The 22,759-nt window shown below is 42.9% G+C and carries 20 protein-coding genes and 1 pseudogene; 16 read left to right on the top strand and 5 right to left on the bottom strand.

From position 1 onward, the window contains the following. Positions 1 to 112: 112 nt before the first annotated feature. The 7 genes from ACJJIE_RS21710 to ACJJIE_RS21680 all read left to right on the top strand — a co-directional run bounded on the left by ACJJIE_RS21710 (position 113) and on the right by ACJJIE_RS21680 (position 6,700). Positions 113 to 511 (top strand): hypothetical protein, encoded by a 399-nt coding sequence (locus ACJJIE_RS21710; protein ID WP_444892951.1) that lies wholly within the window; start codon positions 113 to 115, stop codon positions 509 to 511. 109 nt (positions 512 to 620) lie between these two features. Further along, positions 621 to 965: a hypothetical protein gene (locus ACJJIE_RS21705; RefSeq protein WP_444892950.1), complete on the top strand. Its 345-nt coding sequence runs from the start codon at positions 621 to 623 to the stop codon at positions 963 to 965. A 1,185-nt stretch (positions 966 to 2,150) separates the two neighbouring features. Further along, entirely contained in the window at positions 2,151 to 2,915 is a 765-nt protein-coding gene (locus tag ACJJIE_RS21700) for a DUF2185 domain-containing protein (RefSeq protein ID WP_282934005.1), read from the top strand. A gap of 505 nt (positions 2,916 to 3,420) precedes the next feature. Then, a complete protein-coding gene (locus ACJJIE_RS21695; protein WP_282934006.1) occupies positions 3,421 to 3,699 on the top strand; it encodes a hypothetical protein in 279 nt (92 codons plus the stop codon). Positions 3,700 to 3,781: 82 nt separating this feature from the next. Further along, positions 3,782 to 4,057, top strand: coding sequence for a hypothetical protein (locus tag ACJJIE_RS21690; protein ID WP_444892949.1), 276 nt, complete (start codon positions 3,782 to 3,784; stop codon positions 4,055 to 4,057). Positions 4,058 to 4,394: 337 nt separating this feature from the next. Further along, positions 4,395 to 4,784: a hypothetical protein gene (locus tag ACJJIE_RS21685; RefSeq protein WP_444892948.1), complete on the top strand. Its 390-nt coding sequence runs from the start codon at positions 4,395 to 4,397 to the stop codon at positions 4,782 to 4,784. A 1,697-nt stretch (positions 4,785 to 6,481) separates the two neighbouring features. After that, positions 6,482 to 6,700 carry a DDE-type integrase/transposase/recombinase gene (locus ACJJIE_RS21680; protein WP_444892947.1) on the top strand — a complete coding sequence of 73 codons (219 nt, stop codon included), beginning with the start codon at positions 6,482 to 6,484 and terminating at the stop codon, positions 6,698 to 6,700. Positions 6,701 to 6,903: 203 nt separating this feature from the next. Here the strand turns inward: ACJJIE_RS21680 and ACJJIE_RS21675 are convergent, their stop codons facing one another. Continuing rightward, entirely contained in the window at positions 6,904 to 9,075 is a 2,172-nt protein-coding gene (locus tag ACJJIE_RS21675) for a hypothetical protein (RefSeq protein WP_444892946.1), read from the bottom strand. A gap of 635 nt (positions 9,076 to 9,710) precedes the next feature. Between ACJJIE_RS21675 and ACJJIE_RS21670 the strand changes: the two genes are divergently transcribed. From ACJJIE_RS21670 to ACJJIE_RS21645, 6 genes are all read left to right on the top strand, one after another. Next, positions 9,711 to 9,842, top strand: coding sequence for a hypothetical protein (locus ACJJIE_RS21670; protein ID WP_444892945.1), 132 nt, complete (start codon positions 9,711 to 9,713; stop codon positions 9,840 to 9,842). 630 nt (positions 9,843 to 10,472) lie between these two features. After that, positions 10,473 to 11,738: an amidohydrolase family protein gene (locus ACJJIE_RS21665; protein WP_444892944.1), complete on the top strand. Its 1,266-nt coding sequence runs from the start codon at positions 10,473 to 10,475 to the stop codon at positions 11,736 to 11,738. A 550-nt stretch (positions 11,739 to 12,288) separates the two neighbouring features. Then, positions 12,289 to 12,876 (top strand): hypothetical protein, encoded by a 588-nt coding sequence (locus ACJJIE_RS21660; RefSeq protein ID WP_444892943.1) that lies wholly within the window; start codon positions 12,289 to 12,291, stop codon positions 12,874 to 12,876. A gap of 301 nt (positions 12,877 to 13,177) precedes the next feature. Continuing rightward, positions 13,178 to 13,612, top strand: coding sequence for a hypothetical protein (locus ACJJIE_RS21655; RefSeq protein ID WP_444892942.1), 435 nt, complete (start codon positions 13,178 to 13,180; stop codon positions 13,610 to 13,612). 82 nt (positions 13,613 to 13,694) lie between these two features. Next, positions 13,695 to 14,039, top strand: a complete 345-nt coding sequence (locus ACJJIE_RS21650; protein WP_282934016.1) for a hypothetical protein — start codon at positions 13,695 to 13,697, stop codon at positions 14,037 to 14,039. Positions 14,040 to 14,293: 254 nt separating this feature from the next. Continuing rightward, positions 14,294 to 15,073, top strand: coding sequence for an IS630 family transposase (locus ACJJIE_RS21645; RefSeq protein ID WP_444892941.1), 780 nt, complete (start codon positions 14,294 to 14,296; stop codon positions 15,071 to 15,073). On the opposite strand, the gene ltrA is transcribed toward ACJJIE_RS21645, so the two are convergent. After that, positions 15,016 to 16,314 carry a group II intron reverse transcriptase/maturase gene (gene ltrA, locus ACJJIE_RS21640; protein WP_282931929.1) on the bottom strand — a complete coding sequence of 433 codons (1,299 nt, stop codon included), beginning with the start codon at positions 16,312 to 16,314 and terminating at the stop codon, positions 15,016 to 15,018. The genes ACJJIE_RS21645 and ltrA overlap by 58 nt on opposite strands. A gap of 509 nt (positions 16,315 to 16,823) precedes the next feature. Between ltrA and ACJJIE_RS21635 the strand changes: the two are divergent. Then, positions 16,824 to 17,201: pseudogene (locus ACJJIE_RS21635) on the top strand (transposase); the annotation flags it as partial. A 130-nt stretch (positions 17,202 to 17,331) separates the two neighbouring features. Here the strand turns inward: ACJJIE_RS21635 and ACJJIE_RS21630 are convergent. Next, positions 17,332 to 17,589, bottom strand: coding sequence for an SDR family oxidoreductase (locus ACJJIE_RS21630; protein ID WP_444892940.1), 258 nt, complete (start codon positions 17,587 to 17,589; stop codon positions 17,332 to 17,334). A gap of 468 nt (positions 17,590 to 18,057) precedes the next feature. On the opposite strand from ACJJIE_RS21630, the gene ACJJIE_RS21625 reads away from it, so the two are divergent. Continuing rightward, the gene (locus ACJJIE_RS21625; RefSeq protein WP_444892939.1) at positions 18,058 to 18,588 is read left to right on the top strand and encodes a DUF2569 domain-containing protein; all 531 of its coding nucleotides are present in this window, start codon (positions 18,058 to 18,060) and stop codon (positions 18,586 to 18,588) included. Positions 18,589 to 18,783: 195 nt separating this feature from the next. Here the strand turns inward: ACJJIE_RS21625 and ACJJIE_RS21620 are convergent, their stop codons facing one another. Next, the gene (locus ACJJIE_RS21620) at positions 18,784 to 20,193 is read right to left on the bottom strand and encodes a YdgA family protein (RefSeq protein WP_444892938.1); all 1,410 of its coding nucleotides are present in this window, start codon (positions 20,191 to 20,193) and stop codon (positions 18,784 to 18,786) included. Positions 20,194 to 21,264: 1,071 nt separating this feature from the next. Continuing rightward, positions 21,265 to 21,696 (bottom strand): DoxX family protein, encoded by a 432-nt coding sequence (locus ACJJIE_RS21615; protein ID WP_282934020.1) that lies wholly within the window; start codon positions 21,694 to 21,696, stop codon positions 21,265 to 21,267. Between the two features lie 112 nt (positions 21,697 to 21,808). Here ACJJIE_RS21615 and ACJJIE_RS21610 point away from each other — a divergent pair, with 112 nt between their 5' ends. Beyond that, positions 21,809 to 22,678 (top strand): LysR family transcriptional regulator, encoded by an 870-nt coding sequence (locus ACJJIE_RS21610; RefSeq protein WP_444892937.1) that lies wholly within the window; start codon positions 21,809 to 21,811, stop codon positions 22,676 to 22,678. The last annotated feature ends 81 nt before the right edge of the window (positions 22,679 to 22,759 follow it).

The following is a 22,759-nucleotide window of genomic DNA, read 5'->3' as shown; positions in this document are numbered from 1 at the left end:
GGTGTATCAAGTCAAAGCACGCGGGCTTGGTAAAGCTATCACCTTTTTTGTACCAAAAAAGTCGCCAACTTTACCAAGCCGGTGTTTGAGGCGTTAAGTTTACGGAAATATTATGGATTTAAGCTGGAACCCATTTCCTGAGTATCGAGATTTTTCGTTTCAGGCAATCCATGACGATTCGGAGGGTTTTCGAATACTTTTAGAGGCTTACTGTGACAAGATCTCGAATAAGCAAGCATTACGAGTGAGATTTCCTCTGGCTGGCCCGATGTACTACCACAGAGTAGATGAAGGCTTTTTGTTGTCTCCAGAAAGTACGATAGGTAATCCAGCCGCTACTTTTCAGCAAACAAAAGCATCGGATTTAATTGAGCGTTTTCATATGTTTAGCTGTAATATTTATCGAGAAAGTTCAATTGTTCATTATTGTATTTATACTGCTAATGAATGTATTGAAGTTCTCTCAGAATTTGAACCTGTCTGTGAATATTTGTCGCGTCTGAAAACTTAACAAATTGCTTAAATACGTTCCGGGCGCAAAGATTGCGCCCTCCACGGACAGCCTATACTGTGTTTCGGCTGCCCTTTAGCAAAGCGTTATAAGTACTGAGATTTAAAGCATGGAAACTGTTACTTGCTATAGGCCTGCCAGCGAAAAAGAGTTAGAACTGGTTAAGGAATCGGGCTATAAAAAATGGCCCCCTCGTTTGCCAGAACAACCAATTTTTTATCCGGTTACAAACGAAGAATATGCCATTGCCTTAACACAGTGGAATATCACCGATTTCGGTACAGGCTACGTAACCAAATTTGAAGTAGTTAAGTCCTTCATGGAAAAATACCCCATAAAATGCGTAGGTGCTAAGTCACATACTGAATGGTGGGTGCCCGCTGAAGATCTGGAAGAACTTAATAAAAATATTGTTGGGAAAATCGAGGTAATAGGTGAGTACCGAAACTCATAAGTCCGGTAGCCGGTAGTTTCCAGCTACCGGCACCCACACTACCCATCGTGCGAGTTCACAATGGGCGGTTCCCGATCCGCAATGAATTTCTATCCAGCGATAGTGTCGAGCAGCTCTTCATTTGAGTAGAGTATCACTGCGGTGCGCTACTTCCAAGTCAGCGGCCACGCCGACAACTTCACAGAAACAAGCTAAACTGATCTCCGCAGATAAGAGCGTGAACTTTCACTACACAACTACATCATTGACTCTGCCCGTTAGATCATCTGGCTTCGGTGATCTTCCCCACCTCGCCTACGAGCTCAGCCTTATAGGATATTTCTGTTTATCAGTTCGTGGTCTTACCAGCGGTTTCCTCTCCACAAAACCTCACGATATTACAGTTGCCATTCGCTGGTAGTTAGCATTAAATGGTGATCCTCCTACAGGGGACTTTCATTCCATTAGTTCACGCCGATGCTGGGAATACCAAGTGTAGGCAGCACCGCCCCTTTGGGGCTGGACAATCACGCTACGCTCCAGCAACTACTGATAAAATCGTTATGTGGAAGTATATATATTGAAGAAATTATCGGTACTGTTGAGTACTATTCTTTATATATCTTGTACGAATAACATCCCATATATCCCCATCGCGAAGGATAACTACGGGGATGATACTCCTGGCTACAAAGAGAAAAACTTAGGCAGTGGTCGCTACGATATTGAAGTGTGGGGGTACGAAAATACTAAAGAAGAATTGTATGTATATTATCTGCATAGGCGATCCCAAGAGCTCTGTAAATCTGGATATACATATATACCCAGTGAAGTTGTAGAGATCGTTATGGTTTCTAGTGGCAGGCAACCCAAAGTGAATTCAGGTAGATTGTGGAGTATACAGTGTGTAAATCCATAGCTGCCACATGAATCGGGTAGCCGGTAGTTTCTAACTACTAGCCCCCACACTACCCATCATGCGAGTCTGCAATGAGCAGCTTCCAATCCGTAATGAATATCTACCCAGCAGAAGATCTAGGACAGCCAAAGACTGGGAGGTGGTGCCGCCGAACCTGCACAAGCTTCCTTTGAATAGACCGCTGAATCTGGCATTATGCACTTAAACCATTATCGTTAAACTAATAAAGGATAAGCTTAATAATCGCGTTTTTATCCTTTCATGATTCGTACGGAAGTGAAATTCATATGGAAAAAAGTTACAAATTAAAACCTGACCAAATAGAACGACTGGTTCCAGACATTGGATTCGCTTTTGCTACAGATATGATAACCGTAGAAGGAAAGAATGTTGATTATATGGTGAGACAGCAGCCTGATCGTGAAGATGATAGTGGCTGGATATTCTATGGTGGCGGCGAAACACAAGAGTATATGGATAATTCTAATAACACTTCTCTTTTAAGTATTAATACAGTCGCAAATTATGACCCAGAAATTATCGGATTTCTTACCTACCCTCCCGGAACCGAGATAGAACGAAATAAAGACGGACGATTGCAAGTCGTAACATCCACAGTTAATGAGCCGGAGGTGGTCTTTCTTCCTCCTGTCGATAGAGGCCCTATTAAGATTTCAAAAAACTGGAGCTTTAATATTTCAGGCCATATGCTAAAACGCCTCGATAAGGGAAGCCTCGTAATTTGGCGCCCGGAGTTTACTATCTGGTTAGGCTCTTATGATGCAAATGGTGCTGGAATAGAAGAAAGGATTAGCAACGTAATCAAAACTGCGTCACCAGATAAAACTGACTTTCTAGAAATTCAAGAAGATGGCGTTCACAAGATCAAATATCACTTACAAGAAGTTACAGATGGAAAAGAACAAAACGCTGTATATATTTTCGCCTTAACTGACAATCAAGAAATACACATGGCGATATATTATGACAACCCTAACGATTTGCTAGAAATTGAAGAAATTTGGAAAACACTCAAGTATACAGGCATATAAATCGGGTAGTCGGTAGTTTCTAGCTACCGGCCCCCACAGCACCCATCGTACAGGTCCGCAATAGTCAGTTCTCTATCCATCATGAATCCCTACCCAACGATAGTGTCGAGCAGCTCTTCATTTGAGTTGGGTGTCATCGCTGTGAGCTACTTCTGAATCAGCAGCTACGCCGACAACTTGAAAGCAGCAAGCTAAACAGATCTCTCCAGATAAGAACGTAAGCTTTCACTACACAACTGCATCATTGACTCTGCCCGTTATCGGTATCCTTAGCCACATCGTCTCCAGCCTAAGCCTTATAGGATATTTCTATTTGCCAGCGCGTAGTTTTGCTAGCGGTTTCTTCCCCACAAGACCAGGTGGTGTTGCAGTTGTCATTCGCTAGTAATTATCATTTAATGGGACCCATTGGTCCACGCCCATCAGGGCGTACCAAGCGTAGGCACGCCGACGAAACTGGCGCTGCGCTTCAATTTTGCTCTTGCTACGAGCGTGAGGGGTACGTATGGATATTACGATTGATGGGCCAACTTTCTACGACCAAGAGGATGAAAATATTTTCTTTTCCTGTATCTATCAGCTTCCCGATTACAAACAGGTGCGAGGTCATGGAATGGAGCTAACTATCAGCTTTAACCACTCACCTTCAGATGAGGCCATAATTAAGTTATTGGTAATCTGTAGGCGCTGGCATATTAATGCAAATATACTTGAGCGCTTTAAACGTAAAACAAATTTAGAGTGCTACTTGTGGCAAAATGAAATCCCACAATCAAGCACCTAACAAATAAAAGCTGTACGCCCTACGGGCTGGACGTGCTAACGTGCACCGCTGCTTTGGGCATTATGTGTAGTGGCGAGAAAAAATGAAAACCTTTGCATTAGGCTTGATTATCATTGGTAGTGTCATTGGTCTGTTGAACTGGGTATCAGGGCTCAATGCTTTAATAAAGGAAGGTAGTACATCATTTCTCCCATATATAGGCGGTATAATTTGTTTGGGTGGGGTATATTTACATCCAACATTGAACTTGTCATATTATTGGTGGGTTGCTTTAATCATAGACTTTACATTGCTTCCATTAATATTAGTGTTAGCTTGTCAAACTGCTAGAAATATAGGAAGAGATGAAAACACATAAACCGGGTAACTGGTAGTTCTTAGCTACCGGCCCCCACACCACCCATCGTGTGGGTCCGTAATGGGAGGTTCCCAGGTAATCCTCCTACATGGGACTATCACCCCATTAGTTCACGTTCATGCTGGGCTTACCAAGCGGCAGTAATACGCCGCTGGACTCGCAACAAGTTACTCACCAATGTAGCGGATATTATGTATCTTAGGAGAAATAAATGCTAAAGAAATTTTTATCAGGAGTTATTTTCGGTTCAGGTTTTGCTGTAGCAGCTTTATCTTTATATACAGCTTAGATGTTTTACGTAATACCACCATTAGTTATTCAAAACTTCGATTCCGAGATGACTATTACAGAAGCTTCTTCCATAGAAAACAATAAATATCCTAATACTCCAAATTTCCATGAATTATCTGTGGATGAGATGATCGAAAAGGCTACTGTAATCCTTACTGTGAGATATGAGCCTGGTGAAGATGGTAATTATAAAAGTGTGGTTGAAGATATCTTGAAGCAAGAAGATGGAGTTGACTTATATTATGGAGTCGGTGAAGTGTATGAAGAAAATACTCATGACAAAATGTCAGATGATTTTACTCCAAAGAAAGCGGTTGTATTCATGCAAGGAAATCCTGCAAGTATGAGATATTCAATCACATATAGTGGGGAGAGAATCAGGGGACTGGGTGGTATTTCTTTAGATTTGCTTAAAGAAAAATGCAGTAAAACCTAAATCGGGTAGCCGGTAGTTTCTAGCTGCCGGCCCCCACACCACCCATCGAGTGGATCCGCAATGGGCTGTTTCCTATCCGTAATGAATCTCTATCCAACGATAGGATCAAGTAGCTCTTCATTTGAGCTGAGTGACATAGCAAAGAAGCACCTTAACTTTATTCGCCTGGAAATATATCAGTAGGCTACCCAGTCTTTTAACTCATGAATTAAGGTTCAGGCCTCCACCGTGTCCAAATTATTAACCTTGGTATTTGGCTACTATGCCATCGGTTGACTTATGTTTAATTACCTTGGCCATTACTGACCGAGGCGCTGCCGTGTCCCACCATTTTTGTCTGCCCCACGATGGTGGCTAGCGGATTGCGCCTACTTAGGACTCAGCCACTACACCGACAGCTTCATAGCAGCAAGTTAAACAGATCTCTCCAGATAAGAACTTGAGCTTTCACTACACAACTGCATCATTGACTCTCCCCCCTAAGATCACACCGCTTCAGTGCTCTTGGCCACCTTACCTCCAGGCTAGCCTTATAAGATGTTTCCGGTCATCAGCTCGTAGTTTTGCTAGCAGCTTGCTCCCCCACAAGATCTTACAATATAACAGTTGTTACCATTCGCTAGTAGTTAGCATTTAATGGGACCCATTAAATCGTGACCTTACTATAAGGAACTTTCACCCCATTAGTCCATGCCCATGCCCATGCCCATGCCCATGCCCATGCCCATGCCGGGTATACCAATACCATCACCTTCAAGCCTATCGGAAAAGATCAGCCTACGCTGTACTCCGGCTGCCGGCCATCGCAGCGTTAGAGCACATGAGATTCTGAAGTAATCGAACATAGCGATGAAGAGAAAAAGCTTCCCGGCGGAGGAAAAATAGTGAAAACTTCGCACAGGGCGCTTCAAGCTGCTGGCGGCCAGTTTCAGTATTCGATGAAGAGGGCTTTAGCGAGCTAACAGGGCTAGGTCAGCAGTTTAGTCACTACGCAATGACCGACCTTCCGATACGAATAGAGTTTAAACATGAGTATTAGCACTAAATAAATATATATTGAAAAATCCTCAGTGGACGAGATTAAACAATTCAAATCGTTGGATGATTTAAAAAAGATCCTAGATTCCCACAATAATCGACACACATGGCGATAGCGAAGGAGACCAACTGGCTGTAGGCTAGTTAGCCTCCACACAAACAAGCCAGGAACCTAATGGGAACCCATACCAACCAGCTGACCTCGAAAGAACGATACCAGATCGAAGTCCTCAATGGACAGAGCTATTCGGCTCGAGCCATTGCACTACAGCTCAATCGCTTTATCCATACTATGCTGAGAGCGCTCATCTCCAGGCATTACAGCGGCGATATGGGGCTCGTAAGTACATCAAGTTTGACTTCGTTATGAAGGTACAAATCAACCGTCAGCTAAAAAACGTTAGCCCCGGACACGTTGCTAGCCCGGAGAAACTTGAGAAATGTGAGAAAACGATCAGTTGTTCTACTAGCGTCGCTGGATAGCTCAGCTTGGTTGGAGCTTGCAGCTTCCACGAAAAGGCAAAGTTTACCGAAAGCGTGCGGGAGCAAAGCTCATTCCGGAGCGTATTGAGATTGAAGAACGACCTACGATTATTAATGGAAACACCGAGCTCGGCCACTGGTAGAGCGATACGGTTTACAGCCAAGATAGTTCACTTGTGACTTTAGTTGAGCGAGTCTCTAAGTTGTTGCTCACTCGCAGGGCGCCCAACAATAGTAAGAGCACAATAAGTCGGACGATCAAGCAGATGCTGAAGCCGTATCAGGCAATATATAAAACGATAACCTTCGATAACGGAGGGGAGTTTGCTGATCATCAATCGATTGCGCAGAAACTTGGGTGCGAAATATATTTTAGAAGGCCTTATCCCTTTTGAGATCTTGGATTGAACGAAAATACGAATGATCTACTGAGAAGTTTCTTCCCGGAAGGTATAAAATTTGACAAAATACTCAAAAGCCGTATAAACACTCTTCCATGAAAGATTCTAAATTACTTGAGCCCACTAGAATTTCTAGCGGGCAGACGTGTGTCACTTATGTTGGCAATCTACGATCTTGGACAACAATATCCTTCATTTTACCTTCTACGAGGTACAGTCAATTTTATCTCTTCCAGAGCTTTAAGTATAATTTTTGTTAGCTGAGTTTGCTTAGGGCGAGTATCATGAAGAATAGACTTCCCCTTTTTCAAATCCGCGAACTTCCTCTTTGCATCACTGTAAGATAAGAATAATTTTTCCTCGTATTTATACCCTAGCGCAGAAATAGTAGCAAAAAAATTATGACAGCACATTTTATCGTTTACTCGATAATGACCGCTGGTTGAAGAAACCCACTTTAGCTCTCCTTCTTCAACGCCAAAGTTACCTGCCGCATAAACCGATTCACGCTTGGCCAGTGCTGCATGTGGTAAATACTGGGCAAAATGTTTTAGCTTATGCCCTCCTTCCGCATACCCATCGTCAGTAGGGAAATAACGAAGCCTGCCATCTTCACCAATCGTAAACATGTATGATCCTGTAGGTAAAGGAAAGCCATTAGCACCAAGTAATTTGTTTCCATCACCATGCTTAGGCAAGATATACATAAATTCATAATAGCCATCGTATCTAACATGGTCAGCAGTAATACGCAAACGCGTACTTTCCAAACAATCCGAGGCGATATGGCCGTAATTAAGCTCTTTTAAAATACTGCCCTTTCCGGAACTCTTGGATTCCCTGTACCAGCCCTGGTTAGATGTCCACCGTACATCACCGTTCAGTTCTCGGATTTTATCACTGGTGCTCTTCTTCCAGGCTGGCTCCCCAAAGTCTAATTGTCCTAGAAATGCTTCAACGGCATAAGCAGCATTCTCGTTCTCAGGATTGGGAAAACTTCTTGTATTTTTATATTTTTTTAAGTGCTCAATAAATGTTTCCCACTCATTTACTGGATCTGAACTCACTGCATTTGCAGAATCACTTTCACAACCCTTGTCTAAATAGCCTTCTATATCCTTATAAGTGAAAGGGTTATCATAGATACCTGAAAGATAATCTTCGGCGGGGTCCATGACTTCGTGATAGGTGTGTACTGGCGTTAACATTTTTGGATAGCCATTACTTCCATTCCAGTAACCAAAAATTCCAAAAGCCATTGCTCGCATCCTTTGCTCGAACAGCACCCATTCGGATTTGGACGCATTTTTGCTGGGTTTTAATAGGCACACCATCTCGAATAACCTCGCAGCAGTATGCGAGCGACCGGTCTCAATGGGCATAAAATGATTCCGGGCAGTAATGGTATCAGGTGATTTTTCATTTCTAGTGCCCGCCCCCAATCTGCCCTGATCCCATTTTATTTCAGTGTTAACATCGTCTTTTTCTTTCGGTATGCCATTTTGCGGTGTTAAATCTTTCTTTAAAACATCAACTCGATAGAATCGTTCTCCCTTACGCTTCCAACGACGTGGCTTATCGGGACTTTGTTTACCTTGGTATGGATGAGGAACGATTTGGCTATGCCAAGTGGGAAAAAGGCGGCTATTTCCTCTGGGACTAAAAAGTTCTTTGATATCATGTAAGATAGCAATATTCTCTGAAACCGTAAAATTACGTTTATCAAACATCAAACTGAGTCGATCTTTACTGCGTGTCGGATATTTCCAAATGGATTGGCCTAATTTAAGGCTTAAAACGCCTTCATCTTCTCTATATTCCTTATAGTCTGGATATGAATTAGCTTCGTTATAGCTACCCGTCCAGTTTGGGAATAAGTTAAGGGGAGTATAGGTCGAAAAATAGTGGCTTAGTATACCAGCCCTGCCATCCCTATCCCAAAAGATACTGCCTAACGCCCGGCGCAACTCATTAAGCACCTTAGCTGTTGATGTATGCTCGAGTATTTCATTTGCGAGCTCTAATTCTTTGTTACGATTTTCTAGCACTCGGCTATTCGACTCATAACAAAGCTGTTTTTTAAAATCATCTTCCGACTTAAAGCCTTTCCACCAAGCTTTAGGTTCTTTACTTTTAAAACCCAGGGTCGGCCAGATTGAGCCTAATTTAAGCCCGCCGGTGAATTTGAATTCATGAGGCCTTGAAACAACCCAATTTTTCAACACCGTTCTAATTTTATTATACGTAAGTTTTCCTTTGTCTACCTCACCTTTCATTTCTGAATCTGATTCAGCAAATTCAAAGGCTTCTCGAGCCAAGCTATCTATCTGATTCTCATTTATTTTAACGCCGTTAACTGAAACTACCATGGATACCCCCTATCTCGATGATATTTATTTCCTGAAAGGGTATCGGAAGTTTGATGCTAATTATATTTCAAAGTATTACAAAGGATTGCTAAATATTGCAAAACCTGATGTTGCGTTGGTATTGACGCATGGGGACGCTATAGCAGGGCTGTCCCACATAAATTAGAACAGCCATCCTTTTTGATGAGTGGCGTGTTTTCATACAAATTGGATAGCGTTATCTTTTACATAACTTTGAGGACATAGAATATCCACGGGTTGATCGGCACAAGCCACACTCCCTACCCGATGTTTTAGTTATCATGTTTTGTGGTGCGGAAAGCTGTAGAGGTTTTGTTGATTTCCCAGAATCTAAGAAAGATTATCTAAAAAATTCACATCTCCAAATAACGGAATACCCTAAAAAACACATTTAGTCGGGTTATTCCAAGCTTAGACCCCAAACAATTAAAGTGCTATTTTCTGTAATAGGTTCATAGTATTCAGCAAGAGTTGGGTAACTTGATTGCGACTGATGAGAAGATGTTAAGGTACAGCTTCGATCAAGCTAAAAAACAATTTCCAAACATATAGTGAGTGCTTTTGCATCTGAAGCTCGGCTTATCCTTGTACAGCAAAAGGTAGAAAAAAAACGAATGAGATTACGGCCACACCTAAATGCTCTGGCCGATGCCGAGGGCCAAACCATCATGCTCCAGCAGTACCCAGAGCCCAGTGACAACAAAATCGATGAAGAAGCAAAAAGGGCTGTCGCCAGGCTGAAGTAAACCATCGAAGGAGTGCGCAATATTCGCAGTGAAATGAATATTTCATTAGTGAGGAATGTCCCGCTGATCCTGCGCAATGGCTCTACATGCAATAGAGAGTTTCTAGTTCAGGCGCAAATCCTACTAAGCAAGCTATCCAGCCTTTAGACGGTCATCTGGCTAGAGACTGGTGATTCAACAACATTTTAGTTCACGCCCATGCAGGGTGTGCCAAGAGACTACACCATACAAATTCGAATTGTCACCTTTTATGTCAAAATATGTACAAAGCCGGCATCAGAATTTTCTCGGTGAGCCAGGCACTTAGTTTTATACACAAGTATTTTTGTTCATATCGGCCCCGAGTTATGCTCTGAACTAGTAGACGAGATATTACCTAAATCACTTAAGAGCCAATTTTGATGTAAGATAGAGGGTCTTATTTGTACTATAAGAATACTAAATCAGAGCGAATTCACTATTTGTTATAGGTTTTATGGCCCTCAGGTCTGCAAACGGTACTGTTGGATATAGTCTATGCGAATTTTAGGGCTACATTAAGCTAGTGCTGCGGTGTAGGGACATTGAGTAATGCTTAAAAGGTGTGTATAAAATACAGGCCGAGCTTTATAAAAATAAGGGAGATTCTAATTGATAAAATTCCTAAAATATTTTGCCAGCTTTGGTGTCCTTAGTGGGATCGCATTTATAGTCGCCTACAACCATAATCTATATGTTTGGGAGCAGCCAAGTAGAAGCATGTGGGTTAGCAATGGCAGCTTATTTGATGGTACTGGTACGTTGCCCATTGAGAACCCTGGAATCCTTGTAGAGGATGGTAAAGTTTCCTGCCTGGGAAATACTTGTGAAGTACCAATAGATGCTATTCAAATTGATGCAGCAGGTAAATCAATTGTACCTGGTCTCATAGAGCTTCACGGCCATTTTTTCAGTGGTAAAGCTGATTCTAGCGAGAGTAGCTTACCTGCAATGATTTGGAATTCGATCCGATTGCAACCAGATGTTAGACGGAAATTGATCGAATCAGGTATTACAAGTTATCGTTCCGTCGGCGATCCCAGCTCAGGAATTTATAAGCTAAAAAGATCACTTGACGACCAGGAGGTCGCTGGACCACATATGTTTATTGCGGGGCCTATATTTACTGCCCCTGGTGGACATCCAGTTCAAAGAATACCAAATCGTATGATCGAGCAAATGGTCGTGCAATCCGATGATCCAAAATATGTAAAAGAGAAAATCGCTTCTCTGGCGGAACAAGGCATTGACGGTATTAAGGCCGTCTACCAGGGCCATACAAATGAACAGGGCGAAATCACGTTACCACGCATCTCAAAGGAAACCTTGCAGGCTATTACGACGGAAGCTCGCAAGCATGGGCTTTGGGTTGCGGTACACACAGGCTCTCCACAAGAAACTAATGAAGCTATTGAAGCTGGCATAACTACCATTGAACATGGTGTGCGACATGGCAATCTCATTAGCCCAGAATCAACGCAATTGATTGTCGAGCACAATATAGTTTATGTACCAACTTTAGGTCGAGAACCCAAGGGACACCTGAATATACCGGCCTTACACGAGGCTGGTGTTCAATTTGGTGTTGGCACTGATACACAAGGCAAAATGATTGTTGGTGACAGCTACCACAATGAATTGTCACGCATGGTTGAAGCTGGACTACCTGATGCGCAAGCGCTTATAGCTGCCACTAGAAATGGTGCCGAAGCTTTAGGGTTAATTGATCAAATGGGGACCATTGAAGTTGGTAAATCTGCTGACCTACTACTTATCGATGGTCAGCCCTGGAGTGATATTCGTGACCTTAAAAATATCAAGATGGTCGTTTTATCAGGACGAATTGCGTTGGATAAACGTGAACTGACATCTATGTAAATACTCTGTTCCGCCTTTAACGATCTATAAATCGGGTAGCCGGTAGTTACTATCTACCGGTCCCCACACCACCCATCGTGCGAGTCCGCAATGTGCGGCTCGCTATCGGTAATGAACATCTACCCAGCGATCACGCAACGATATCAATCGAGCACACTGAAGGTTAACTACAGCAGGTTAAGCAGATCTCCACAGCTAAGGACGTGAACGGTTTATACACAACTATATCATTTACTCTACCCGTTAGATCATATGGCTTAGGTGTCCTTAGCCACCTCACCTCCAGGCTAAGCCTTATAGGATGTTTCTATTCGTCAGTTCGTAGTTTTGCTATCGGCTTCCTCCCCACAAGACCTCTCAGTATTGCAGTTGCCATTCGCTGTTAGTTAGCATTTAATGGAATCCATTAAATGGTGATCTTCCTACAGGGGACTTTCACTCCATTAGTTCACGCCCATGCTGGGCGTGCCAAGTCAATCAATGCTACCCCTTCGGGGCTGGACCTCCAAACTAAGTGCTCCGGCCCATTATTGAGACGATAAGTGAAATAATGAAATACATTCCATTACTCTTACTATTGTTGTGGGCTATATCAGAAAATGTTTTTGGGTGTATGAAAGTTTCTCCCTTCATGCTGAAGGAGTATGAGGGTATGTCAGTCTATGAATCGAATTTGGCGTCGAGTGACATTGCTTTTCGAGGGTACTTAATACAAGCAGAAACTACAGCACGATCAGCTCAAGATGAGGGCGGTGTAAGAATCTATAAGTATCTCATAATTGAGCCATTTAAAGGGAATATTAAAAAAAATGAGATTGTGGAGGTATCACAAAATCGTACTTATTGTAGTTTTAACTATAATATCGACAAAGAACATTTAGTTTATCTTACAAAAGATAAAAACGGATTATATCAATTTGGCATGGCTCACTCTGGCCCACTGTATGATCAAACTCTTGATATGGAAAAGAAGGAAGATGTAGAGCTTTATCAAGAGATCGTAGAAGCCGGTTTAGGATCTGATTATGTGGTCCGATCATATTTTCCCGACGGGACGCCAAGAATTTACACGTATAGTATTGAAAAAAAGCTGGACAAAGTTCGTGCCGCCTCATCATTTAAATCGGGTAGCCGGTAGTTTCTAGCTGCCGGCCCCCACACCACCTATCCTACAGGTCCACAAGGGATGGTTTCCCATCCGTAATGAAGCTCTGTTTTGCTTGCGGCTTCGTCCCACAAACCTCACGATGTTGCAGTTGCCATTCTCTGGTAGTTGGCATTTAATGGAATCCATTAAATGGTGATCTTCCTACAGGGGACTTTCACCCCATTAGCTCACGCCCATGCTGGGCGTACCATGCGCAGACTGGCGGACCAGTTATCCAATCGTTCCTCACTACAAACTGCCCACAGCTATGGGCGTTATACTAGGTAGGGTCTTGAAGAAATCTTACAGTTACAGCCCTGCAAATGGGAAAGGACAACCCGATGGAGAATACTCTATAGTGGTTTCCGATGGTACACGTAAATTAGTGTTACCGGGAGATGAGCTGCGCCATGAATATTCATGTGGTGATCTTACTCTGCTGATTTCTAGTTATGATTATTACGATGGTGTAAGTTATTGGTATAGCCTGCTTGGTAAAAATGGCAGCATCATAGATCGCGTTTCAACATCAGATAGATTCGGATTTATTGAAGATCTCACAGTCGAAGGTGAAGACCTCTTGGAGTTCGGCATCTTTGATAGTAATGAGCGTTGGCGGCTACGTATTTGCGAACTTGGCTTCAGGTCTTTCTCTTGGGAGGCCATTTTTCAGAGGGAGCCTAAATTTTGGTTTCGTCGGCATTACCTAAAACTAGAAAAGGTATAACAAGGAATTTCACACGTTCCAGCAGTCAAAGCTGTGCTTTGCCTGCCGGGTAAAAATGGCATTCGGCGTTCAAGGAAGAGCAGTGAAGGTAGCTATCATATTAGTACTAGCAATAATTGGTAATCCTGCTTGGGGTAATAGCCTCAATACAGTCGAAAAAATACAGAAGAGTATTTCTGAAAATCTTTCGCAAGGCGACAGTCAGCAAGTAATTGAAGAATACTTAACTTCAACCAACATTGCGCACTCTTATGACAAGCATTCTTTTAGGTATCAAGCCATCGTACGAGAAAATGAGGCTGACTGTAAATTTGAATCTATATTTCTTTGGCTACTCTATGACTGCACCATTCAAATATATATCAACTTAAACGAGCAAGGAGGCTACAAAGACCATGAGGTTTACCAAAGTTATTCTGGCTTGTAGCATTGCAATGCTTAACAAGTAACTATTGTTGCCGGTCAAATTTTCAAACCATACTTTCACCCCATATATCCATGGCATTGGCTCAGATTCCGTCCGGGCATTTGTCACAAGTTTCGCGGAGAAATTTCTATAAGCTCTTAAGATTATTTGTCAGGTTGCTCTTACGCTGCCCGCAGCTCCCTTTATACAACACTCCCGAGCGTGATATACTAGCGGGGCAGAAATAATCAGTACACCCTGGTAATATAAACTGCATGAAATACGATGCCAGAAAACTTAGTACTGAGGAGCAGCACCTCATACGTAAAATTGCTGTTCAGCGAGTATTTGATGGAGAATCTGCGGCGGAGGTTAGTCGTAGCTTAGGGCTGGGGAGCAGAACTATTTTCCCATGGTTAAGGACTGCTCGGGAGAAAGGTATTGAAGCGCTATCTCCAAAAATTAGACCTGGACGCGGTAGAAAACTGTCAGCTATTGAAGAAGAGGAAGTCAAACGATGGATTATTGGTGGCGATCCAAGGCAATATGGCTTTGATTTCGGATTGTGGACACGTCAGATCGTATCGGATTTGATTTTTGAGAGATTCAAAATTGAACTTAGCGTTTCTAGTGTCGGCACACTTCTACATCGACTGGGCCTGACGCCACAAAAGCCTCTACGAAGAGCTTACGAGAGAGATGAGAAGGCGGTGAATAAATGGGTAAAGGAAGTCTATCCAAAGATTAAATCTTATGCGAAAAAAACTGGTGCAGAAATATTTTGGCTGGACGAGGCTAGTATCAGATCAGACGATCCACTCCAAAGGACATGGGGAGAAAAAGGAAAAACTCCAGTGGTAAAAACGAGTGGTCAAAGACAGTCAATCAATGCGATCTCAGCTTTATCGAATAGAGGGTCGAGTAGACCAAAGGAACTTCCCCTTCGACCTCTCACAGAACCGTACGTGAACCTCTCAATTCATACGGCTCTTCGTATTCAGCACATTTTCAATCTTCCCATTCTCCAGTGTGCAAACAAGCCGCGCATTTGTTGACGAACTTTTCCAATAAAGGCCCAACTTTTGAAACAGCTTCGCTTCAGATGCTTAAACTTCTTCCTGGCCCAACGCATCAGCGTTTGGTCAAGATACTTCTGAAGTCGATAAACACCATATCTCCGCCCAAAGTGACCATAGTAGTTCAGCCAACCCTGTATTGCGGGATTAAGTACTTTTGCCATTTCAGATAGTGATCGATCCACCCAGTTTATTACTCGCCATTGCCTGACCTTATCCTTAATCCTCTTGAAGGCCTTAGGGCTCATTGAAGGACTAAATGCGGTGAAGATCTGTCCTTGGCGATTCCTTGCTTTTCTGGGACCAAATCGAAAGCCCAGAAAGTCAAAGTGGATCACTGGGTGGGAGTCTTTACGATTACTGTTCTTGCAATAGACCTTGCGCGTTTTCTCTGGATGAGCCTCAAGCCCGCAGGTAGTCAAGCGTGCTTTTAGAGCCGCCAGTAAGCGATCCGCCTCTCGAGGATTACGACAATGGTAAACAGCATCATCCGCGTAACGCTCAAAAGGAATATCTCTGTGCGTTCTCACCATCCAGGCGTCCAGCGCGTAGTGCAAAAACAAGTTTGCCAGTAGAGGGCTGATTACACCCCCTTGTGGAGTACCTTGTGTTCGCTCTTCAAGCTGTCCGTCCCGATGTTGTACTGGAGCCGTTAACCAGCGCTGTACATAGAGTCTGACCCACTGATGATTATTATGTTTATCTAATGCCTTCAGCAGGAGTTCGTGATTAATATTGTCAAAGAAACCCTTGATATCTAAATCAACTACCCAGATTCTATCCCAGCATCGTTGTCGAGCTCGGCGCACTGCGTCTATAGCAGATTTGCCTGGCCGATAGCCGTAGGAGTCAGGGTGAAATACCTTCTCCAATTCTGGCTCCAGCAGTTGCTTAGCCACCATTTGCGCAATGCGATCTTCGATTGTGGGGATACCCAGTGGTCGCAGGCTGCCATCGAGTTTCGGAATATCCACTCGTTTGACGGCTGATGGAAAATAGCTGCCAGATGACATCCGATTCCATAGCTTGTACAGGTTTTTGGCGAGATTCGATTCATATTGCTCTATCGTTATCTCATCAATCCCCGCTCCGCCGCCATTGGCCTTGATCTGCTTCCACGCTTCCCAAACCGCTCGCTTGGGAATATTGAATGGCTTTGCGCTAATCGTTAATTCCTCCCCATCTGGGTTGATTACACGGTTAGTCGCCGAATACGACAACCCCTTCGCTCCACGTCCATTACAGCCGCTTCTCCACTACTACGGGTTGTTCCGCCCCTGTGACCAGTCTTGGTACTCAACGTCTTGCAGGGCCTCTACTTGACGCTCTTCCTTAACACCTGGACGACAGGTTCTCCTGTTCCACCCAAAAGCCTGTTGTGTGTTCACGCCACCTCTATGCCGGATGCCACTCGGTCGGTAAACAGGTAACCTCCAAGCTTATCCCCGCACTTAGCCAGTGCACGGGTTTTGACATCATCTTGGTAATACGCTTTCGACACCTCATCAGTGGTTCATTTGCATTCGTCTCTACACAACATACCTGACGTATCTCGTACGCCTTTTCCTCAAGCGCTTCTAACCAAAGCTCTTTACTCCGATCACCTTGAGGGGGTTTGTTATCACTTCCTGCAAAGCGATAACGGAGGGCCGACCTCCATCTCCTGGATAGCACGTATTTTTTTTTTTATTTATAAAAAAAAAAAAAATACTCAGGACGCACTGGCTTCTGGTATCATATTTATAGTGGAAAGTTCACGGCAGAAAAGTGCGTAGAATGCTTCAAAAATTTCCAGAGAAGTCAGAAAAGACCAGTGATTCTCATTGTTGATGGGCACCCAGTACACAAATCGAAAAAGGTATTGGAGTATGTCGATTCACAGGATGGAAAGCTTGAAATGGTGTTCTTACCGCCATATGCACCAGACCTAAATCCAGATGAGTTGGTCTGGAATCATATGAGAAATATAGGGACTTCAAAGAGGCCGCTGAAAAAAGGTGAGACACTACTGAGTCGTGCAAATGCAGATTTGCAGAGCATCAAGAAAAATAGAAAACTTGTGAAATCATTTTTTCAAGAGTCGACTGTATTCTTTGCTGCTGCCTAGGTAGTAACCAGGCACACCGTGAACGGCGAGAAAGCAGGCCAGGGCCTCGCTAACGCTCGCCCCGTGTGCGCGTCATTATGCATTACAGTCGACTGAAGCTTATACTCTCCCCTGAGGTAAAGCACACTTACTAGCGAACCGCCCGATTCATGCCCCCATCAGACAAGATACTTTGCCCATTGATGTATCGGGCTCCATGAGAGGCGAGAAAAACACAGGTCTGCCCGATTTCTTCGAACGTCGCAGTTCGACGTGCAGGTATAGACCTGCGGGCAAACTCCGACAGGTTTACATTTTCACAGAAGCCCGGCATTAGATTATTCATGCGAATATTGAATCTTGCATAGCGATCACCATAGAACGGAGCCTTAAGTGTTAAGCGAATCATATCAATATGCTAAAAGAATATTTAAACCTTAGATTATTAGGGGCTTTTCTATTAATTTCAGTATTTTTGTCCATGCATGTAGGCTATTACGATACTGTATTATTTATTCCACTTATAATTAGCATCCCCTTTCTTGGATACAAAACGGAATCAAACGATAGAGATGAAGTGTGGCCGCACAAGTTGTTATATTTTATATACGCTAGTTTGGGCATACTCCTAGGACGGCATGTTGATCCCCATGCTTTATTATTCATTAAGTCGATATTTGACAATATTATTATTGTTTCATTGCTATGTTTAGGTGTATTCTTAATTTATTATGGTAACACGATTAAAAAATTATCAGAGAAAAGTGAAGCATAAAAAACAGAATAAGTATAAGCAGGTTACTACGAGCTTTTGGCTCTTCTCGGGAAGACCCACACTCCACACCAACCTCCCTGTTGTAGTCATTAAGGAGATATCATGAGTAGCAAGGAAGACCCTAAAGGGCTATCCGGTTGGCTTATATTAGTCGGAATTGGTGTCGTACTAGGCCCAATCAGGCTATTTACAACTACCTTCCCTATATTTCAACCAATATTCGTTGATGGTACATGGGAAGCTTTAACAACCGTGGGCTCAGAAGCCTACAATCCACTGTGGGCGCCAATTTTAATTGGTGAGATTGCATACAATGTAGCAATGTTCGTAGCTCTAATATATTTAGCATTTCTATTTTTCAGCAAGCACTATCTTTTTCCATCAATTTATATCTTAATAGTAGTTGTTTCATTGATTATTATACCTTTAGACGCATGGCTAATACAGTTTGTCATGCCTAATGAGCCGATTTTTGATCCAGAAATAGCGAACGAATTTTTTAGGGTTCTGATAGGTGGAATCATATGGGTCCCATATATGCTGCTCTCCAAAAGGGTTAAGGCAACCTTTGTTGAGGGAATGCCTAACAAATCAGGCCAGCTGGACGCTAGTGGAACTGGTGCCTCTGCTTGAAACATTAGATGTAAGAGATGATCCAAGGATACTTTCAATCTGAAAGCAAATGCTATCTTAGAGGCACTTTAAGCACTTCTTATTATTTGATGGTTCTGGTGGCGTCTATAAAAGGGGAATAAACAGTCAGTATGAGAGAGGAAAGAATGAAGTGGCTTAAGATAAGCCACCTCTATCACAAACAGCTAATATATGCTAAAGCGGTAGCGGCATAGGTTTTTCATTCACCTTAAGCTCGCTGTCTTTCAGGCTGACATTTGAGATGTAGCCGTCATTGGTAGACACTAACAAACCTTGCTGTTCAAGAGACGCTAATATGGTCGGCACTTGTTGAGCAGCGATTTGCTCCAGTTGCTCTTCACTCATACCTTGAGTTTGAGGGTTATTTTTCAATTGAGCTTTCATCACTTGTACGGCAATAAATTCAATCACAGCTTTATCGCCACTTAGCTCTCCGTCAACTAAGGTATGTGACAGCCAAAAAGCCGGATCTAGCGGTTGTTCCGGTAACGCACTGATGCCAACTAAGCTAGTATGAAGATTACTGTTAAAGCTGCCTTGTGGGAAAGTTCCACGTAAGCTGGTAATGTTCAGTTGAGGCTCGCCAGCCACTAAAGATAGCAAGTTTTCACTCATAAACTCCATTGTCTTAGCAGTTGCTTCTTCCGTAGGTAGTTTATTGAGTGAGATGGCAAACTCCTGATAAGACTTCATAAATTCCTGGCTGATATTGGTGACCTCAAGCTCAAGGGCCAGATCTTCACCGTGGAATTCAGCTATATCAACCTTTTTAGTTCCATAGGCAACTTGCATATTCCCCAGCTGATTTTCTGGATTGAGTTCAGTACTGGCCTTTATATATAGATCAGCAATGTCAACATTTTCTTCCTGCTCTTTATCATTTAACTTGATGACGCCAAGGTTAATTGTTGTATCAGAATCATAAAAAGCACTCTCAAAAATTGCTTCAAGGGAGGAAGGTATGGTCATATCTACAGTCAACCTTTCAACCTTAAAATCCCTTAGCTCGGAAGCAACAGTAAGGCTATCGGCACTCCCCTGGTAAGCTAGTTGCTCATCCTGATATTGCCCTTTTCCTTGAAAACCGCTAAAAGTTAACTGAGCTTTTTGATTCTCAACATCAGTAGTAAATGGCGTAATGCTATCGTTATAGTAATAACCACCTAAGGCATTCATATTGCCGTGAATCTGGTAAAAAGGAGCTTCCTCAGCCCAAACCAAGTGTTCACGTAATTGATCACCGGCAACTTCTAGCGTCCAGCCGAGCCAACCAAAACCAGCATGCTCGCCGAAACGGAAGGGGCCGTGGGAAGCACTAAAGTCTACTTCTACAGAAAAAGGATCAATTTCAGGGGCACCTGATACATCAGAGAAAGCACTGACATCCATGCTCACCAAAAAGGTGGTCTGGGTTGAAAACCAGGATGAATCCATGCTTTTTACTTCAACCGTGTATGCCGAATTTTCATTCGCGGTAGAGACTATTTCATCAATAGATGACTCGAGCTGAGTGCCTACTATTTTGGGCCCAACAATACCGGTAAGCACTGCTGCCGGAAGCAATACACTTAATACTTTTTTCATTAAGATAAATCCAAACTACAAATGGGATGGGAAATAAGTTTATTATTGCTATTATTATCTCATACTTACAGTTAGCTGTAAGTCAAAATGTAAAATATTTATTCTTTTCGCTCTAAACTATAAAACGGACGTCCCACAACAACAATATGTAAAGCCGACTCTATGAAACCCACCACATTAACTATCTTGACTGACGCGCGTGATGGCAAAGAGGGGGACCTCCCTCGCCGACAATGCGAACGCCGTGTTCAACTGTAATTGGCACAAATGCTTATGTTCTGTAAGGGATCGTGTAAATGTAACCGTTGGCGAGTTGAGGTTCAGTTTACTGGGCCACTCGAAGGTTTAACTCCACGCGTATGCGATTGTAATTATTGCCAAGCCAACCCATCACGCATTATTAGTGATCCAAATATGTTAGTAACTTTCATTGGCGATGGAATTTCAACTAGACAAAATGGGGATCAGCTCGCTAATTTCTATCATTGTAAAAGTTGTAATCAACTGTTAGCCGTAGGCTGCGATATAAATAGTCAGCTTCGCGGAGCGGTAAATCTCAACATATTGAACGACACGAATGAAATTGGCAAACCTGTTCAAGTGCAGCCAAGGCTGTTAAGTGCCGAAGAAAAACTAGAACGCTGGGACAAGTTGTGGGGCTCCCTCAGTGGGCTTTAAAGGCATAATGAGATACAACAATGGGTCCCGTTGATCACAGAGGTAGCCAAAATGTTGCCTCAACCAAAGTGATCTTGAAATTTCAGGATATTAACACTAATACCGCCTAACCCAGCTTTATTCGTCCGGGTAAATAACCATAGCGCGTAATAGAAGGTTTACCATCCTTGGTTTTCAATGAGTGGTGCTGGTCAAGCAATTCAACTTGCTCAGCCTGAATCGCCTGCGCCTTCTTTAGCGTTATTCTGAATCAAGTCAGATGAGATCGTTTTCCACAGTAACGCAGCATGATTATCATTCATGGAAAAGCACTCCTCTTGGTTGTTAATTAAACCGGATCAATCAGTGCACCGCATCACAGTCTTTCTATCTCAAACACCAGAAACGTCACATCTAATTAGCTTCTGAAATGTCTCTTTGAGATTGAGAGACATTGTTGAGGTCTCCTCCTAAAGAAAGGTTAAGGCGAGTCAGTTTTGCATTCAGAGTTACCACAATCGCTAAAACGGCCAATAGGACAGTAGCTGGTAAAGCAGTGCTGAGCGCTTGCCCTGCCAATAAGTGCGATCCCGCAGCTCCGGTCAAAGCGATGGAGAAACCTGCATATCCCCACTGTTTAAGTGTTTCAAACTTTGATTGAAGAATTGCAATCGCGCCAATCAAATAGGCGGTTCCTAAGATTTTCAACAAATAAAGCGGGTAGCCTAAATCAACCGTTGCCTGAACAATGGCTTCCTGTCCTGTTAGTTTGGCCATGCCTGATATCATCATCAGCACCGCGAACATAGATGAGGCCACGTAAAAGATGACTACCTGTTTTCTCATGAAGGGAACCCTATTTCGTTAATGACGAGCACAGACTAGGTGTTCTCTTATTGCAGTTATATAGACAAAAAGGCAAACTTATATTGCATGAATGCAACGTCAGGGTAATGTCATGGATTGGAACGATTTGAAGGTCGTTATCGCGCTTGCAGAGAAAGGAACCTTAAAGGCGGCTTCTAGCCAGTTGAATGTTAATTCAACCACTGTTTGGAGGCGGATCCAGCAGCTTGAAAGCGAGCTTTCAACGCAGCTATTTATTGTTAGTCGTCGCGGCTACCAACTGACTGAGGCGGGGCGAACTATTTTGGATAGTGCCAAGCGAATGGAGTCATTAGCCGATGGCATCCTCATTCAAAGTTCTCTGCAACATGAAAAAGTTCAAGGTTTAATTCGTGTTACCGCACCCTCAACAATGGCAACAACTACTTTGCCCAAATGGGTTAGTGAGTTTCGGATAGCATTCCCCGATGTTGAATTTGAGATCCTTGAAAGTGAGCAGGCTCTGGATATTGAACATCGCGATGCGGACATTGCCATTAGGGCAAGTCATACAGCACCAGAAAACCTAATTGCACGCAAAATCATAGGCATATCATTAAGTATCTATGCATCTGAAAACTTTTTGAAGACTAGTGGATATGACGCTTCTTTCAAGTTGTCTGAAATTGAGAGCCTAAGGGCAATTGACTATGTGCATTTAGATAACCCTGCAGTGCACTGGTATCAGAAACAAATTAAGAACAACGCCAAATCTATATACTGTAATTCTATAACTACGGCTCTGAACGCGGCTCTCAATGATCAAGGGATAGCTTTGTTACCAACTGATGATTCATACGATCTAGTTGAACTCTATAGACTGGAAACTAAGTACAACTCATCTTTGTGGATTCTGGCTAACAAGGATTTAAGAAACACAGCGCGCATCAAAGCATTTTGGGACTTCTTAATTACTAAAGTAGATAGCTATGAAGGCCAATGATTTGAATATTTCTATATATGAACAATGATGGGCAATAAAAATCTTGTGTATGACAAACTTTTGCAACGCCAAAGGTTCCTC

It is taken from the genome of Microbulbifer maximicatervae (SeqCode) (assembly GCF_052467325.1).
This window is presented reverse-complemented; position numbering and strand designations above follow the sequence as displayed.

Coding starts and splice junctions, on each gene's coding strand:
- ACJJIE_RS21670 (WP_444892945.1), top strand. CDS start 9,711: ATGAGATTACGGCCACACCTAAATGCTCTGGCCGATGCCGAGGGCCAA.
- ACJJIE_RS21630 (WP_444892940.1), bottom strand. CDS start 17,589: ATGATTCGCTTAACACTTAAGGCTCCGTTCTATGGTGATCGCTATGCA.
- ACJJIE_RS21690 (WP_444892949.1), top strand. CDS start 3,782: ATGAAAACCTTTGCATTAGGCTTGATTATCATTGGTAGTGTCATTGGT.
- ACJJIE_RS21660 (WP_444892943.1), top strand. CDS start 12,289: ATGAAATACATTCCATTACTCTTACTATTGTTGTGGGCTATATCAGAA.
- ACJJIE_RS21695 (WP_282934006.1), top strand. CDS start 3,421: ATGGATATTACGATTGATGGGCCAACTTTCTACGACCAAGAGGATGAA.
- ACJJIE_RS21625 (WP_444892939.1), top strand. CDS start 18,058: ATGAGTAGCAAGGAAGACCCTAAAGGGCTATCCGGTTGGCTTATATTA.
- ACJJIE_RS21710 (WP_444892951.1), top strand. CDS start 113: ATGGATTTAAGCTGGAACCCATTTCCTGAGTATCGAGATTTTTCGTTT.
- ACJJIE_RS21620 (WP_444892938.1), bottom strand. CDS start 20,193: ATGAAAAAAGTATTAAGTGTATTGCTTCCGGCAGCAGTGCTTACCGGT.
- ACJJIE_RS21675 (WP_444892946.1), bottom strand. CDS start 9,075: ATGGTAGTTTCAGTTAACGGCGTTAAAATAAATGAGAATCAGATAGAT.
- ACJJIE_RS21615 (WP_282934020.1), bottom strand. CDS start 21,696: ATGAGAAAACAGGTAGTCATCTTTTACGTGGCCTCATCTATGTTCGCG.
- ACJJIE_RS21705 (WP_444892950.1), top strand. CDS start 621: ATGGAAACTGTTACTTGCTATAGGCCTGCCAGCGAAAAAGAGTTAGAA.
- ACJJIE_RS21610 (WP_444892937.1), top strand. CDS start 21,809: ATGGATTGGAACGATTTGAAGGTCGTTATCGCGCTTGCAGAGAAAGGA.
- ACJJIE_RS21645 (WP_444892941.1), top strand. CDS start 14,294: ATGAAATACGATGCCAGAAAACTTAGTACTGAGGAGCAGCACCTCATA.
- ACJJIE_RS21700 (WP_282934005.1), top strand. CDS start 2,151: ATGGAAAAAAGTTACAAATTAAAACCTGACCAAATAGAACGACTGGTT.
- ACJJIE_RS21685 (WP_444892948.1), top strand. CDS start 4,395: ATGACTATTACAGAAGCTTCTTCCATAGAAAACAATAAATATCCTAAT.